This window comes from Desulfolutivibrio sp., assembly GCF_036584575.1.
Taxonomy (GTDB): domain Bacteria; phylum Desulfobacterota; class Desulfovibrionia; order Desulfovibrionales; family Desulfovibrionaceae; genus Desulfolutivibrio.
The window spans coordinates 1-16,231 of record NZ_JAZHDB010000157.1; the positions used below are offsets into that span (position 1 = coordinate 1).

Below are 16,231 nucleotides of genomic sequence, written 5' to 3' on the forward strand. Positions count from 1 at the left end.
TTCGGCCCGGTCCAGGTCTTTTTCGTCGAAGACCTCCACCACGGCCTCAAGGCCCGTGGCCCATGGCCGTTTTGGCCGCGTGCCTTTTTTTCCTGACGACGGCGGAATGGGGCATGGCCGCGTCCGAGATCGCCTCCCCCTCCCCGCCGTCCCCGGCTGCGGCCTCCACCCCCGTGGACCCGCAAGCGCCGCGCGCCGCGAAAAAAAACGTCCTCTACCTCAACTCCTACCAGCCCGGCTACAAATGGTCCGACGAGATCTTCGAGGGCATCCGGGAGGTTCTGGCCAACCAGACCGATCCCCTGGTGGACCTGCAGGTGGAGTACATGGACTCCAAGAAGTATTCCGGCCCCATCCTGCGCCAGGGACTCTTCGACCTCTACAAATACAAGTTCCGGGACACCTCCTTTTCCGTGGTCATGGTCTCGGACAACTACGCCTTCGAATTCGCCCGGCAATATGCGGCCGAACTCTTCCCGGGCGCACCCATCGTGTTCTGCGGGGTCAACGACCTGCGGCCGGACATGATGGCCGGACGCACGGACATGACCGGGGTGGAGGAACGCTTTGACCTGAGGGGCACCCTGGATCTGGCCCTGACGCAAAATCCCGGCAAAAAACGGCTCATCGTCATCGGCGACCGTTCGGTCACCGGCATCGCCATCGCCAACCAGGTGCGGGCCCAGTTGCCGCCCTACCACGACCGGCTGGAATGGGAGTTCTGGGACTCCTACCAGTTGGGGGAGATATTGGGGCTGGTGGAACGGGTGCCCTCCGACGCCATGATCTTTTTCATCCCGTTTTACCAGGCCATCGGCGACCGCTTCTATTCCGCCGAGGAGGTGGTGGCCGAGATCGGCGAGCATTCAGACGCGCCCATCTACACCTGCTGGGACTTTCTGGTCGGCGCGGGCACCGTGGGCGGCCGGGTGCTTCAGGGCCGGGAGCATGGTCGGCTGGCCGCCTCCATGGCGCTTCGCATCCTGGAGGGAACCCCTGTCGCGGACATCCCGGTGGTGGCCCAGGTGGGCGACCTGTATCTTTTCGACTATAACGGCTTAAAGCGCTTTCACATCCCCGAGAGCGACCTGCCCCTTGGCAGCGAGATACTGAACAAGCCGTACTACTTTTTCCGCATAAACCCCCAAATCTTCTGGATCATCGTGGTGGCCATGGCCATTTTGGCGGCCACCCTGGTTTTTTTGGTCATCAACATCTCCCGCCGCCGCAGCGTGGAGGAGAAAATCCGCGCCCAGCTGTCCTTTTTGACCCTGCTTTTGGACAACATCCCCCAGCTCGTCTTCTGGAAGGACCGCGACCAGCGCTACCAGGGGGCCAACAAGGCCTTTGCCGCCTTTTTCGGCCTGTCCGACCCGGCCGTGGTGGTGGGCAAGACCAACCCCGAGGTGCTGCCCGGCTGGTGGGACCATGCGGGCATGGCCGAAGAGGCCGACCGGGAGGTCATGCGCCACGAGACCCCCAGGCGACGCATGCGTCTGGCCTTTCCCCGGGGCGACGGGGAGCAGGCCTGGCTCGAGCTCAACAAGGCGCCGCTGCGCGACCGCAAGGGCCAGGTGGTGGGCACCCTGAGCACGGCCGAGGACGTGACGGACAAGGAGCGCCTGGAGGCCCGGCTGCGCCAGTCCCAGAAGATGGAGGCCGTGGGCACCCTGGCGGGCGGGCTGGCCCACGACTTCAACAACATCCTGACCACCATCATCAACTCCACGGAGATGGCCCTTTTGGATCTGGCCCCGGACTCCCAGGCCGCCGCCGACCTGCGCCGCGTCTTGACGGCATCGAAGCGCGGCGGGGGCATCGTGCGCCAGATCCTGACCTTTAGCCGACCGTCGCGGGAAAACTTTCGCGACGCGGACATCGCCGGGGCGATCATGGAGGCCACGGGCCTTCTGGCCGCCAGCCTGCCGGGCCACATCCGCCTGGAAACGGACATCCAGGTGGTCCAGGCCGTGTGCCGGGCCGACCCCAACCAGATCCACCAGGTGGTCATGAACCTGTGCACCAACGCCTATCAGGCCCTGCGCGGCCACCTGGGCGCGGGCGGCCGGGGCGGGGTGATCCGGGTGGTCCTGTGCGCCACGCGGCTGCCCGCCGAGGAGGCCCTGCTCCTGGATCTGCCCGAGGGCCGGTATCTGCGCCTGACCGTGGCCGACGACGGCCCGGGCATTTCCCCGGAGATCATCGACAACATTTTCGACCCCTTTTTCACCACCCGCAAGGACGACGGCGGCACGGGCCTTGGGCTGGCCGTGGTGCAGGGCATCGTGCGCAACCACAACGGCCGGGTGGCCGTGCTCTCGGCCCCCGGGCGGGGGGCGTCGTTTTCGGTCTACCTGCCCTGCGGCGGGGTCGGCGACGACGCCCGCGAGGCCGATGATCCGGCGGCCCTGCGCGGCGCCGAGCGGGTGCTTTTCGTGGAGGACGACGCCTCGCTTCTGGAAACCGTGCCCCGGGTGCTCACCACCCAGGGCTACCGGGTCACGGCCGCTTCCGGCGCCAAAGAGGCCCTGGAGGCCCTGGCCAGGTCCGGCGGCGGCGAAGACGCCCCGGGGTTCGACGTGGTGGTGACGGACTTCGACATGCCCGGCGCCAGCGGCTTCGAGCTGGCCCAGGCCCTTTTGCGCGAGGCCCCGGGAGTGCCTGTGGTGGTGGTTTCGGGCCGGTTCCGCGACGTGCGCGGGGCCGACCGGCCGGAGAACGTGCGTGAGATCGTGCTCAAGCCCTATGACGGGGCCGCCCTGCACGCGGCCATCCGCCGGGCCCTGGGCGAAGGAGGGGGGGGCGCGTGCCGGACATTTTGATCATCGACGACGATCCCGAGATTCGCCAGACCATGGCCGCCCTGGCCGCGCGCATGGGCCTGACCTGCGACGCAGCCGCCACCCTGGCCCAGGGGTTGGCCACGCTGTCTACGGCCCGGTTCGGGGTGGTGCTTTTGGACGTGGGCCTGCCCGACGGCGACGGCCTGACCGCCCTGCCCCGGATCAAGGCCCTGGACGACGCCCCGGAGGTCATCATCCTGACCGGCATGGGCGACCCCGACGGCGCGGAGCTGGCCATCCAGGCCGGGGTCTGGGACTATCTGGTCAAGCCCTCCTCGATCAAGGAAATCATGCTGCGCCTGTCCCGGGCCCTGGCCTACCGGGAGCAGAAGCGCCAGGGACAGGGACCGCTGGCCCTGGACCTCTCCGGGGTGGTGGCCGAAAGCCCGGCCATGCGGCCCTGCCTGGATGCGGCGGCGGCCGCCGCCGCGTCGTCGGCGTCGGCCCTGGTCACCGGTGAGACCGGCACGGGCAAGGAGCTTTTCGCCCGCTGCATCCACGTCAACAGCGCCCGGGCACGCGGCCCCTTCGTGGTGGTGGACTGCGCCGCACTGACCGAAACCCTCGTCGAGAGCACCCTTTTCGGCCATAAAAAAGGGGCCTTCACCGGCGCGGACGCCGACCGCACGGGCCTGGTGGCCGCCGCCGACGGCGGCACGCTCTTTCTGGACGAGGTGGGGGAGATGCCGCTGACCCTGCAAAAGTCCTTCTTGCGCGTCCTGCATGAACGGCGTTTCCGTCCCGTGGGGTCGCTGACGGAGGCGGCCAGCGATTTCCGGCTGGTTGCGGCCACCAACCGCGACCTGGCGGCCATGATCGACACCGGGGAGTTCCGTCGCGACCTGTTTTTCCGCCTCAAAACCATCTCCCTGGAACTGCCGCCCCTGCGCCAGCGCCCCGAGGACGTTGCCCCCCTGACCCTTTTTTGCCTGGGCCGCCTCGCCGACCGCTACCGGTCGCCGCAAAAGGGCTTTGACGCCGATTTCCTGGCCATCCTCCAGGAATACGACTGGCCGGGCAATGTCCGGGAGCTGGAAAACGTGCTGGAACGGGCCTTCGTGGCCGCCGGACGGGAAAAGACCCTCTATCCCATGCACCTGCCCCAGGACGTGCGCATCCGGGTCACCCGGAGAAGCCTGGTCCGCTCCCGGGAGCAGGCCGCCTTGCCCAAGGAGGCCGCCGGGCCGGGCGCGCCCGGAGCGACCGGAGCGACCGGATCGTCCGGCGCGTCGGCAGAGACCGGCGATCCCTCCGGCCAGACCGGGCAAACCGGCCAGACCGGACGACCGACGGCGGAACCGGGCCTGGGCGCGCCCCCCCTGGCCGGATTTTTTTCCAAGCCCCTGCCCACCCTGCGGGACTTTCGCGAGGACATGGAGCGCATCTATCTGCACCGTCTGCTGGCGGAATGCGGCGGCGACCTCAAAAAGGCCATGGAGGCGTCGGGGCTGTCGCGCTCCCACTTCTACGCCCTGCTCAAGAAATCCGAGGCGGGCGAACCGTCCGAAGCCCCCAATCCGGCCACGGACCCGGCCACGGGCCCGGCTTGACATCTGGACACTTTGTAGCCACATTGTGTCCATAACATCGTCGTTCCCCGCCCATGCACAGGACAACCCGCCATGAAAACCGAAATGATACGCGCCCGGGTCGACGCCGATCTGAAGCAGGACGTCGAGGGCATTCTCGACAGCCTGGGCATGACCCAAAGCGCCGCCATCACCCTGTTCTACAGGCAGATCCTTTTGCACAACGGCCTGCCCTTCGCGGTGCGCCTGCCCCGGGACGAAACCCGGCAGGCCATCGACGAGGCCATGACCGGCCGCAACCTCCATTCCCACGACTCTCCTGACGCCCTGTTCGCCGCCCTGAAGGAGACCGCATGCGCTTCCAATTCACCTCGAAATTCGCCCAGAGCTACACGAAAGCGCACAAAAGAGGAAAGGACATCGGAAAGTTAGAGCACATCATGGACTGCATCATCCAGGGCCAGCCGCTTCCTCCGCGCTGCCGGGACCACGCCCTGACGGGCAACTTCAAGGGCGTGCGGGAATGCCATGTCGAGCCGGACTGGCTGCTTCTGTATTTCCAGGACGCAGACCGGATCGTCTTTGTGGACACAGGGACACACGCCGACCTGTTTCGCTAGTGTTGCGTCCTCGCCCTTGGGGCTCTTAAACTTTGGCGCAACAATCTAAGATACTTAGTTTTTACAACAAATACGGGCATCTTTTTTTACATCACGCCACACGCTGGCCGACCTGCCTCCTTTCCCCACCCTCCTGTCCGAAAAATCGGACTGACCCGGCGGCGTCTGAAATATCGGACAGACTTTCCCTTTACCTCCGTTCCCTTTGATTCTACCTTGAGGAAATCGGAAAATTCACGGCCAGGGCGGCTTCCGCCCGATTCCGAGTCGTGTCCGTCCCCGCGCGGGCATCTGTCCGAAAAATCGGACGCCCCCTGACACAGTGTTTCCGCCTTTCATGCAACAGGCTGTCATTCCATGTCTTTTTAAAAACGTGCGCCTCGGCACGCAAGTTGCCTAAGGCTGTCTGACGTGCACACCATTGGCATGTCCGGCCGACCATGGCGCACAACAACCCCCTAACGGAGTCCCCATGACCACACACGCCCTTATCAAGGATTTCCAGGAGGCCCTGGGCAAGGACAACGTGCTTGGCGCCGAGGCCGACCGCTACGCCTATTCCTACGATTCCGCCGTGCTCGAACCGGCCGTGCCCGGGGTCGTGGTCCGTCCCACGGACGTGGCGGGCCTGGGCAAGGTCGTCAGGATGTGCAACGACGCCGGGATGCCGCTGACCGTGCGCGGATCGGGCACCAACCTCTCGGGAGGCACCATCCCCAAGACCGGCGGGGTGGTCGTGCTCACCGGCGCGCTCAGTAAAATCCTCGAGATCAATACCGAAGACCTCTACGCCCGGGTCGAACCGGGCGTCATCACCGCCAAATTCGCGGCCGCCGTCCAGGCCAAGGGGCTTTTTTACCCCCCCGATCCGGGCAGCCAGGCCGTGTCCACGCTGGGCGGCAACGTGGCCGAAAACGCCGGGGGCCTGCGCGGCCTCAAATACGGCGTGACCAAGGACTACGTCATGGGTGTCCACTTTTTCGACACCGACGGCGAGCTGATCAAGGCCGGGGGGCGCACGGTCAAGTGCGTCACGGGACTAAACCTCACCGGGCTCATGGTCGGGTCGGAAGGGACGCTCGGGGTCTTAAGCGAAATCTTTTTGAAGCTTGTGCCGCCGCCTGCCGCGGCCAAGGCCATGATGGCCATTTTCGACGACGTGGAGGCCGCCTCCCAGACCGTTTCGGCCATCATCGCCGCCAAGATCGTGCCCGCCACCCTGGAATTTCTGGACAACTTCACCATCCGGGCCGTGGAGGAATTCAGCCATGTCGGGCTGCCCATCGACGCCAAGGCCCTTCTCCTCATCGAGGTGGACGGCCACCCGGCCATGGTGGCCGAGGACGCGGCCAAGGTGGAGGAGCTGTGCCGCGCCCACGGCGCCAAGCGCATCCAGGTGGCCAAGGACGCGGCCGAGCGCAACAAGGTCTGGGAGGCCCGCCGGGCGGCCCTTTCGGCCCTGGCCCGGGTGTCGCCCACCACGGTGCTCGAAGACGCCACCGTGCCGCGCAGCCAGATCCCGGCCATGATCAAGGCCCTCGACGGCATCGCCGCCAAATACAAACTGACCATCGGCACCTTCGGCCACGCCGGGGACGGCAACCTGCACCCCACCATCCTGACCGACAAGCGCAACGCCGAAGAGTGGAAGAGGGTGGAGGCCGCCGTGGACGACATCTTCGATGTGGCCCTGTCCCTTGGCGGCACGCTCTCGGGCGAGCACGGCATCGGCCTGGCCAAGGCCAAGTACCTGGAGAAGGAGACCACCCGGGGCACCATCCTGTATTCGCGCCGCCTGAAAAAGGCCCTCGATCCCAAGGGCATTCTCAATCCCGGCAAGATCATGGGGGAATGACATGGGCGACGTAAAAGAACTCCTGCGCCTTCTTGGCGAAATCGACGACTCCCTGGCGTCCTGCATGCGCTGCGGCATGTGCCAGGCCGTGTGCCCGGTCTATGCCGAAACCGGGCTTGAGGCCCATGTGGCCCGGGGCAAGATCGCCCTCCTGGAGGGCCTGTCCCACGAGGCCCTCAAAGATCCCCAGGCGGTCATGGACCGGCTGGACATGTGTCTTTTGTGCGGCTCCTGCGCCGCAGGCTGTCCAAGCGGGGTCAAAGTCCTGGACATCTTCCTCAAGGCCAAGGCCTTTTTGGCCGGATACCTGGGCCTGCCCCCGGCCCAGAAGGCGATTTTGCGCGGGCTTCTGGCCCACCGCAAGGTCTTCGACTCCGTTATGACCGTGGCCTCGAAGCTTCAGGGGCTGGTCACCAAACCGGCCAACGAGGTCATCGGCTCCTCCTGCGCCGTCTTCGGCGGCATGCTCGGCGGGCGGCATTTCATGCCCCTGGCGGACACCGCCTTCCACAAGACCGACGCCGCCAAAGGCCTGGCCGCCGCACCCGGCCAGCCCACCGTGGCCTTTTTCTACGGCTGCATGGTGGACCGCATGTTCCCGCGCATCGGCGAGGCGGTCATGAAGGTGCTCGCCCACCACGGGGCCGGGGCCTTCGTCCCGGACACCCAGGTCTGCTGCGGCATCCCGGCCCTGTCTGCGGGGGATCTCCAGACCTTCGAAAAACTGGTGAAGGAAAACATCGCCGTTTTCGCCGACCAGCCCTTCGACGTGCTCATCACCCCCTGCGCCACCTGCACCTCCACCATCAAAAAAATCTGGCCCGAGATGTGCGACGGCCTGCCCGGATCGACACGGGCCGCGGTCAAGGAACTGGCCGCAAAGACCATGGACGTCAGCGAATTTATGGTGAAAAAGCTGGGTGTTGCGGCTTCCGCGGCACCTTCCCAGGACGCCAGGACCAAGGTCACGGTGCATGACCCCTGCCACCTCAAAAAATCCCTGGGGATTTTTGCCGAGCCCCGGGCGGTCATCGCCGCCAACCCGGGCATGGAGATCGTGGAGATGGCGACCCCGGACGCCTGCTGCGGTTGCGGCGGTAGCTTTACGCTCAAACACTATGATATCGCCGGGCGTATCGGGAAACGCAAACGCGACGACGTGGTCTCCACCAACGCCTCGGTGGTGGCCGCCGGGTGTCCGGCCTGTCTGCTCCAGATAAGCGACATGCTGTCCAAATCCGGCGACGCCGTGGCCGTCATGCATCCCGTGGAAATCTACGCACAGGCCCTGGACGAAGGTCGTCCGGGGACGGGAGGAAACACGCCGTGAGCGAAGTGGCGCATTTGGACGCTCTTTTTCACCCACAGACCGTGGCCGTGATCGGGGCCTCGGAAAAACCCGGCAAGATCGGCCACACCGTGGTGGCCAACATGATCGAGGCCGGATTTCCCGGGCGCATCATCCCGGTCAACCCCAAGGCCGACGAGATCCTGGGGCTGCCCGTGGTCAAGGACGTGGCCGACCTGCCCGACGGGCTGGATCTGGCCGTGGTCACCATCCCCGTGGCGGCGGTCTTGCCCGCCATGGAGATCCTGGCCAAAAAACAACTCAAATCGGCCATCGTCATCACCGCCGGGTTCAAAGAGGTGGGCGGCGAGGGCTACTACCTGGAAAAAAAGCTGGCCGACCTGTGCCGGGAGAGCAGCATTGCGCTGATCGGCCCCAACTGCCTGGGCGTGATCAGCACCCCAAGCCAGGTCAACGCCTCCTTTGCCGCCGGGCAGCCCGGGGCCGGGAAGATCGCCTTTTTCTCCCAGTCCGGGGCGCTGTGCGTGGCCATTCTGGACTGGGCCCTGGGGGAGAACATCGGGTTTTCGCGGTTTGTCAGCCTGGGCAACAAGGCCCTTGTGAGCGAGGCCCACATGCTGGCGTTTCTGCGCGACGACCCGCACACCAACGTCATCCTGGGCTACATCGAAAACGTGGAGCACGGGGCGGATTTCATGCGCGAGGCGGCCGCCGTGACGCGCGAAAAGCCGGTGATCATGATCAAGTCCGGCACCACGGCCGCAGGCGCCAAGGCCGCTTCCTCCCACACCGGGGCCATCGCCGGGTCGGACCAGGCCTACAGCGCCGCCTTCAAAAAGACCGGCATCATCCGGGCCGGGGATGTGGAGACGCTTTTTAACCTGGCCCAGGCCTTCTCCACCCAACCCCTGCCTGAGGGTCCGGGGCTGGTTCTGGTCACCAACTCCGGCGGCCCCGGCATCCTGGCCGCCGACGCCTGCGAAAAGTCCACCCTGTCCATGGCCCGCTTAAGCCTGTCCACGGTGGAACGCCTGAAATCGTTTCTCCCGGCCTACGCCTCGCTCTACAACCCCGTGGACATCATCGGCGACGCCGATGCCGAGCGCTACCGCAAGACCCTTGCCGCCGTGCTCGACGATCCCCAGGTCCACGCCGTGCTGGTGCTTTTGTGCCCCACCTCCTCGGCCCAGATCGAAGAGACGGCCCAGGCCATCATCGACAACGCCGCCACCTCCGCCAAACCCATTTTCGCCTGCTACATGGGCGGGGTGCGGGTGGAGCCGGGCCGCAGGATGCTGCTCGCCGCCGGAATCCCCTGCTACGCCTTTCCGGAACCGGCCATCAAAAGCATCGAGGCCATGCACGGCTACAACCAGTGGAAAAAGACCCCGGACCCGCACTTTCCGGCCATCTTCGGCAACACCGAGGAGGCCGCCAAGGTCTTTGCCACCGTGCGCGAACGGGGCGACATGGAGGTGGTGGAGTTTCAGGCCCAGGAAGTCCTGCGGGCCTACAACCTGCCCACCCCGAAGACCATCCTGGCCCGCTCCAGCACCGAGGCCGTGGCCGCCGCCGAAAAGATCGGCTACCCCGTGGTTTTAAAAATCGCCTCGCCCCAGATCTCCCACAAATCCGACGTGGGCGGGGTCAAGGTCAACCTCGGCGACGAGGCCGCCGTCAAAAACGCCTTCCTGGACATCACCGCCCGCACCCAGCGCCTGCGCCCCGACGCCTACATCGCCGGTTGTCTGGTGCAGGAAATGGCCCCCAAGGGGGCCCGCGAGGTGATCATCGGATTTAAGCGCGACGATCAGTTCGGGCCGCTTTTGATGTTCGGCCTGGGCGGCATCTATGTGGAGATCTTAAAAGACATCTCCTTCCGTCTGGCCCCCTTAAGCGTGGAGGACGCCCGAAACATCATCCGGGAAATCAAGTCCTACATGCTGCTCAAGGGCGTGCGCGGCGAGGCGCCGGTCAACTTCGCGGCCATCGAGGGCATCCTTTTAAGCATGTCCCGCATCGCCACGGATTTCCCGGAGGTCTACGAAGCGGAATTCAATCCCGTTTTAGTCAACCACGAAAAGGCCCTGGTGGCGGACGTGCGCCTCACCCTGAAGGCCTAGACGACGGAGGATACGCCATGACTGGTCTCTATATCGGTTCCACTTCCGGCTACTGCGGGAAAAATCTGTTGGCCCTGGCGCTGTGCCTGCGATTTCGTGAAGACGGCCTGCGGGTGGGCTACATGAAGCCCGTGGGGGCCATGCCCCGGCTCGTGGACGGCGAACTGGGCGACGACGACGCGCTTTTCATCAACGGCGTGCTCGGCCTTGGGGCCTCGCCTGCGGACATGACCCCGGTGCCCGTGACCAAGGACTTCCTCATGAAGGCCTTCGCCGGGGAATGCGGCGTGCTCATGCCCGCCATCACCACCGCCTACCACAAGCTTGCCGCCGACAAGGACGTGATGATCGTGGGCGGATCTGGCAGCTACCTCTATTCCGGCACCTACTGCGGCGTGGACGGCGTGTCCGTGGCCCGCTCCCTTGGGGCCAAGACGATCATCGTGGACCGCTTCCGCAGCGAACTCAACTACGACTACCTGGCGGCGGCCAAACACGCTGCAGGCGACGATCTGGCGGGCGTCGTCTTAAACGACGTACCCGAACACTTCCGCACCGAGGTGGACGAACTGATCAAGCCCTTTTTGGCCCGCCGGGGCATCGACGTCCTGGGGGTCATCCCCCACGATCCGGTCATGAGCGGCATGCGGGCCGGGGATCTGGCCGAACGCCTGGGCGGACGGCTGGTGACCATGTCCGCCGGGGTGCATAATCTGGTGGTGAATTTCCTCATCGGGGCCATGAACGTGGAAAACTTCCTGGCCTTTTTCCGCAAGCGCAAGGACGTGGCCGTGATCTGCGGCGGCGACCGTTCCGACCTGCAGCTCGTGGCCCTGGAAGGCGGCGCGGCGGCCCTGGTTTTGACCGGCAACCTCTACCCCAACGACATCATCCTGACCAAGGCCGAGGCCGTGGGCGTGCCGGTGATCCTGGCCCGGGACGACACCTTCAGCGTGGCCAAGAAAATGGAGACGCTTCTTTTCAGCGAAAAACTGCGCGACCCCACCCGGGTGGCCCACGGGGCCAGGCTCATCAACCAGGCCCTGGACTACGCGGCGCTTCGGGCCAAACTCGGCTTGGCCTAAGACGCCAGACTGCGGCAGGGCAGGGGCGCGTGGTTTCGGGACACTCCTTCTTGATGAGGCAAAGGTTTGACATGATATAGGTTTTGCCTGCGCGCGATGGTTTTGGAAAGCGCCACATGGTTTCCACCGTTTTTTTCGGGACCGGCCGGCCCGGACACAACGGATCGCCTCGGCTTTACGGCATGTTCGCCTCCTCCTGTGGGGAGGGGACGCGGGACGCATCAACCTTCAAGGAGGATCACGCACATGACCTGGGTGCAGCAATACCAACCCCTGGGGAGCTACCTGCTCTCGGCCCTCGCGGCGGGCATTCCCCTGTACATCCTGTTCTACATGCTGGCCGTGAAACGCGCCGCCGGGCACAAGGCCGCCTTCCTGGGCACGCTGGCCGCCGTCATCCTGGCCATCGCCGCCTGGGGCATGCCTGTGGGCATGGCCGTCAACGCCACCCTCTACGGCGCGGCCTTCGGCCTGTTTCCCATTGTGTGGATCGTGGTCACGGCCATCTGGATCTACAACATGACCGTGGAGTCCGGGGAGTTCGACATCATCAAAAACTCCCTGGCCCGCATCACCGACGACCGCAGGCTCCAGGCCATCTTCATCGCCTTCGCCTTCGGTTCGTTCATCGAAGGCACGGCCGGGTTCGGCACCCCCGTGGCCATCACCGCCGCCATGCTGGTGGGCCTGGGGTTCAACCCCCTGTACGCCGCAGGCATCTGCCTGATCGCCAACACCGCCCCCGTGGCCTTCGGGGCCATCGGCATCCCCATCGTGGTCGCAGCCCAGGTCACGGACATCGACCTCATGCGCATCAGCCAGATCGTGGGCCGTCAGTTGCCGCTTTTGTCGGTCATCGTGCCGCTTTGGCTGTCCGTGACCATGTGCGGCTTCAAGCGGTCCATGGAGGTCATGCCCGCCATCATCGTCTCGGGCGTGTGCTTCGCCGGCACCCAGTTCGTCGTCTCCAACTACGTCGGCCCCTACCTGCCGGACATCATCTCGGCCATCGTGACCATCCTCGGCCTGGGCCTTTTCCTGCGCGTCTGGAAGCCCAAAAACGTGTGGCACTTCCCGGACGAGCCGCCGCCCGACGCCAAGCTCATGGCCACCAAGTTCTCGGCGGGCGAGGTGCTGCGCGCCTGGATGCCGTACATCATCCTGGCCGTCATGGTCTTTTTGTGGGGGCTTGATTCGGTCAAGGCCATCCTTGCCCCCGTAAGCTTCAAGTTCTCCTGGCCGGGACTGCACAACCTGGTCATCAAGACCGCCCCCATCGTGGCCAAGGACACCCCCTACGGCGCCGTCTACACCTTGAACTTCCTGTCCGCCGCCGGGACCGCCATCCTCATCTCCGGCCTGATCTCGGTGCTGTTCATCCCGAACTACGGCTACGGCAAGGCCATGGCCTGCTTCAAGCGCACCGTCATCCAACTGCGCTACCCCATCCTGACCATCTCCATGATCCTGGGCCTGGCCTACATCATGAACTTCTCGGGCATGAGCTCCTCCATGGGGCTGGCGTTTACCGCCACCGGGGCGCTGTTCCCGTTCTTCGCGCCCATCCTGGGCTGGCTGGGCGTCTTTTTGACCGGTTCGGACACCTCGTCCAACGCGCTTTTTGGCGCGCTGCAAAAGACCACCGCCCAGCAGATCGGCGTGGACCCGGCCCTGACCGTGGCCGCCAACTCCTCGGGCGGCGTCACCGGCAAGATGATCTCGCCCCAGTCCATCTCCGTGGCCACGGCGGCCTCGAACATGGTGGGCCGCGAGGGCGACATCTTCCGCTTCACGCTCAAGCACTCCGTCGCCATGCTCCTGGTGATCTCGGTTCTGACCCTGCTTCAGGCCTATGCCCTGAAGTGGATGCTGCCGTAACCATCGATCCGTCAAACCCGGCCCGGACGCGGACAGCCGCATCCGGGCCGGTTCCCCCTTTCAAGGACCGCCCATGGACGCCCCCGCCGATCTGACCCAGCTTTTTACGACCAAGGCCGAACTCGTCTCCGCCGTCACCGTCACGGCCGACAGCATGGCAAAGGCCCTGGCCTACGTGGTAGAGGCCTGCGAGAAAAAGGACGCCTGCAAGCTCCTTCTCTCCGGCTGTGAGGCGGGCCTGTCCGCCCCGGCCGCCGATCTGTGCCAGACCATCACCCAAAAAACCATCGCCGCCCCGGACCTCTCGGACGCGGATTTCGCCGCCCTGGGGAACCTGTGCGAGGAAAAGGGCTTCCGGCTCATCCGCGAAGGCCTGCGCAACCACCTGGGCGGCATCGACATCGCCGTCACCCGGGTCGACGCCGGCATCGCCGAGACCGGCACCCTGGTTCTGCGCTCCCGGGAGGAGGAACTGCGCATCGCCACCATGGTGGCCGAGGTGCATGTGGCCCTTTTGCCCGTGTCCGCCATCCGGGCCACCTCCCAGGACGTGGCCCCCCTTCTGCAGGAATGGATGCGCGACCCCCCGGACTACACGTCGTTTATCACCGGAGCCTCCCGCACCGCCGACATCGAACGCGTCCTGGCCCTTGGCGTCCACGGGCCCCTGGAACTGCACATCGTCTTTCTCACGGAGGCCTAAGCCATGCAGACCGCCAAAGACATCAAAGGCTACCGTCAGGAGCTGCGCGAGGCGCTTTCCAACGAATTTCAGCGCACGGCCATGGACAACTTCGCCATGTTCTACCGGGGGGCCCGGGCCCGGGCCTTCGCCGGGATGGATCTGCCGGCCATGATCGCCGACGTGGCCGCCGCCAAGGACGCGGCCATGGCCCATCTGGACGAGCTTCTGGCCGAGTTCACGGCCAACGCCCAAAAGGCCGGGATCACCGTGCATGTGGCCGCCACGGGCGACGCCGCCAACGCCATCATCGCCGACATCGCCAGGGCCGAGGGCGTCACAAAGATCGTCAAATCCAAGTCCATGACCGCCGAGGAGACGCTTTTAAACCACCGCCTGGAGGCCGACGGCCTGGAAGTGACCGAAACCGACCTCGGGGAATGGATCATCCAGCTGCGCCACGAAGGCCCCACCCACATGGTCATGCCCGCCATCCACCTCTCCCGGGCCCAGGTGGCCGACCTGTTCAGCACCGTCACCGGCCAGAAGCAGGATGTGGACATCCCCAAACTGGTCAAGGTGGCCCGGCGGGAGCTGCGCCGCAAGTTCGTCGAGGCCGACATGGGCATCTCCGGGGCCAACTTCGCCCTGGCCGACACCGGAACCATCGGCATGATCACCAACGAGGGCAACGGCCGTCTGGTCACCACCCTGCCCCGGGTCCATGTGGCGCTCATCGGCCTGGACAAGCTCGTGGCCTCCCTGTCCGACGCCCTGAAAATCCTCAAAGTCCTGCCCCGAAACGCCACGGCCCAGGCCATCTCCTCCTACGTCACCTGGATCACCGGCGAAAACGCCTGCGCCGCCGCACCAAACGGCAAAAAGTCCATGCACATCGTCTTTTTGGACAACGGCCGCCGCAAGCTGGCCGCCGATCCGGTCTTCTCCCAGGCGCTGCGCTGCGTGCGCTGCGGGGCCTGCGCCAACGTCTGTCCCATCTACCGCCAGGTCGGAGGACACACCTACGGCCACATCTATATCGGGGCCGTGGGACTGGTCCTGACCTATTTCTACCACGGCCGGGACAAGGCCAAAAACCTGGTCCAGAACTGTCTCAACTGCGGGGCCTGCAAGGCCGCCTGCGTGGCCGGGATCGACCTGCCCTACCTCATCAAAGAGGTCCACGCCCGCATCCTGGCCGAGGAGGGCCGCCCCTTTCAGAACACCGCCCTGTCCCTGGCCATGCGCAACCGCACGCTGTTTCACGGCGCGCTTCGGGCCGCGAGCCTTTTGCAAAAGCCCGTCACCGGCGGCACGCCCTACCTGCGCCATCTGCCCATGTTCTTCGCCAAGGACCAGGAGTTCCGCGCCCTTCCGGCCATCGCCGCCAAACCCCTGCGCGATCGCTGGGCCGACATCAAGCCCCGCCCCGCCACCTCCACCATAAAGGCCGCGCTGTTCTCCGGCTGCGTCCAGGACTTCGTCTATCCCGAACAGGCCGAGGCCGCCGTGTCGCTTTTCCACGGCCGCGACGCGGATCTCTCCTACCCCATGGACCAGACCTGCTGCGGCCTGCCCGCGCTCATGATGGGCGAGAAAAAAACCGCCAAGGATGTGGCCCTGCAAAACATCAAGGCCTTTGACGACAGCAACTGCGACTACATCCTGACGCTGTGCGCCTCCTGCGCCTCGCACCTCAAAAAAGGCTACCCGCGACTGCTTTCCGGCGACCCCAAACACGCCCAGGCCGCCGAACGCTTCGCCGCCAAGGTCATGGATTTCTCCACCTTCGCCCGCGACATCTTAAAGCTCGCCCCCGACGACTTCACCGGCCCGGCCACCAAAACCGCCCTGCACGCCCCCTGCCACCTGTGCCGGGGCTTGGGCGTCACCGAGGCCCCGCGCGACATGCTCAAAATCGCCGGACTCGACTACGCCCCCTACGACGAGGAAGACGTGTGCTGCGGCTTCGGCGGCACCTTCTCGCTGAAGTTCCCCGAGCTCTCAGCCGAAATCCTCAAGAAAAAGCTCCACAACGTCGCGGCCACCGGGGCCACGCTCCTGGTCACCGACTGCCCCGGCTGCGTCATGCAACTGCGCGGCGGCGCGGACAACCTGAAGATGAACATCACGGTCAAGCATAGCGCCGAGGTGCTGGCCGAGCGGCTGAAGAAGTAAGGGAGAAGTAAGGGAGAAGAGAAATCGGGGCTGCCGCCCCGCGCCCCGCCCGGGGGGACCATCGTCCCCCCGGACCCCCTGCTCAAAGTGCTGGCCGCCTTCGCCGCCATGCTCACGGGCATTCGCCTG

The 16,231-nt window shown here is 65.5% G+C and carries 12 protein-coding genes; 11 read left to right on the plus strand and 1 reads right to left on the minus strand.

Annotated features, from left to right (window positions below; translation table 11 throughout):
- The first annotated feature begins 113 nt into the window (after nucleotides 1-113).
- From V3572_RS11605 to V3572_RS11620, 4 genes are all read left to right on the plus strand, one after another.
- Nucleotides 114-2,822, plus strand: coding sequence for a hybrid sensor histidine kinase/response regulator (locus V3572_RS11605; RefSeq protein WP_332111157.1), 2,709 nt, complete (start codon nucleotides 114-116; stop codon nucleotides 2,820-2,822).
- The gene (locus tag V3572_RS11610) at nucleotides 2,807-4,393 is read left to right on the plus strand and encodes a sigma-54-dependent transcriptional regulator (protein ID WP_332111158.1); all 1,587 of its coding nucleotides are present in this window, start codon (nucleotides 2,807-2,809) and stop codon (nucleotides 4,391-4,393) included. Before V3572_RS11605 ends, V3572_RS11610 begins: the two co-directional genes overlap by 16 nt.
- 72 nt (nucleotides 4,394-4,465) lie before the next feature.
- On the plus strand, nucleotides 4,466-4,804 hold the full coding sequence (locus V3572_RS11615) for a type II toxin-antitoxin system RelB/DinJ family antitoxin (protein ID WP_332111159.1): 339 nt from the start codon (nucleotides 4,466-4,468) through the stop codon (nucleotides 4,802-4,804).
- Nucleotides 4,726-4,992 carry a type II toxin-antitoxin system YafQ family toxin gene (locus V3572_RS11620; RefSeq protein ID WP_332111160.1) on the plus strand — a complete coding sequence of 89 codons (267 nt, stop codon included), beginning with the start codon at nucleotides 4,726-4,728 and terminating at the stop codon, nucleotides 4,990-4,992. Before V3572_RS11615 ends, V3572_RS11620 begins: the two co-directional genes overlap by 79 nt.
- Nucleotides 4,993-5,226: 234 nt before the next feature.
- Here V3572_RS11620 and V3572_RS17815 read toward each other — a convergent pair whose 3' ends face one another.
- Nucleotides 5,227-5,379, minus strand: coding sequence for a twin-arginine translocation signal domain-containing protein (locus tag V3572_RS17815; protein ID WP_442877379.1), 153 nt, complete (start codon nucleotides 5,377-5,379; stop codon nucleotides 5,227-5,229).
- Nucleotides 5,380-5,464: 85 nt separating this feature from the next.
- On the opposite strand from V3572_RS17815, the gene V3572_RS11625 reads away from it, so the two are divergent.
- The 7 genes from V3572_RS11625 (at nucleotide 5,465) to ldhH (ending at nucleotide 16,102) form a co-directional block, all read left to right on the plus strand.
- Nucleotides 5,465-6,847, plus strand: a complete 1,383-nt coding sequence (locus V3572_RS11625) for an FAD-binding oxidoreductase (RefSeq protein WP_332111161.1) — start codon at nucleotides 5,465-5,467, stop codon at nucleotides 6,845-6,847.
- Nucleotide 6,848: 1 nt separating this feature from the next.
- Complete coding sequence (locus V3572_RS11630) at nucleotides 6,849-8,177, plus strand: (Fe-S)-binding protein (RefSeq protein ID WP_332111162.1); 1,329 nt, start codon at nucleotides 6,849-6,851, stop codon at nucleotides 8,175-8,177.
- Nucleotides 8,174-10,279: an acetate--CoA ligase family protein gene (locus tag V3572_RS11635; protein WP_332111163.1), complete on the plus strand. Its 2,106-nt coding sequence runs from the start codon at nucleotides 8,174-8,176 to the stop codon at nucleotides 10,277-10,279. Before V3572_RS11630 ends, V3572_RS11635 begins: the two co-directional genes overlap by 4 nt.
- A 17-nt stretch (nucleotides 10,280-10,296) precedes the next feature.
- A complete protein-coding gene (locus tag V3572_RS11640; protein ID WP_332111164.1) occupies nucleotides 10,297-11,364 on the plus strand; it encodes a phosphotransacetylase family protein in 1,068 nt (355 codons plus the stop codon).
- A gap of 246 nt (nucleotides 11,365-11,610) precedes the next feature.
- A complete protein-coding gene (locus V3572_RS11645; RefSeq protein ID WP_332111165.1) occupies nucleotides 11,611-13,242 on the plus strand; it encodes an L-lactate permease in 1,632 nt (543 codons plus the stop codon).
- Between the two features lie 73 nt (nucleotides 13,243-13,315).
- On the plus strand, nucleotides 13,316-13,945 hold the full coding sequence (locus V3572_RS11650) for a LutC/YkgG family protein (protein ID WP_332111166.1): 630 nt from the start codon (nucleotides 13,316-13,318) through the stop codon (nucleotides 13,943-13,945).
- A gap of 3 nt (nucleotides 13,946-13,948) precedes the next feature.
- Nucleotides 13,949-16,102, plus strand: a complete 2,154-nt coding sequence (ldhH, locus tag V3572_RS11655; RefSeq protein ID WP_332111167.1) for an L-lactate dehydrogenase (quinone) large subunit LdhH — start codon at nucleotides 13,949-13,951, stop codon at nucleotides 16,100-16,102.
- Nucleotides 16,103-16,231 lie beyond the last annotated feature (129 nt).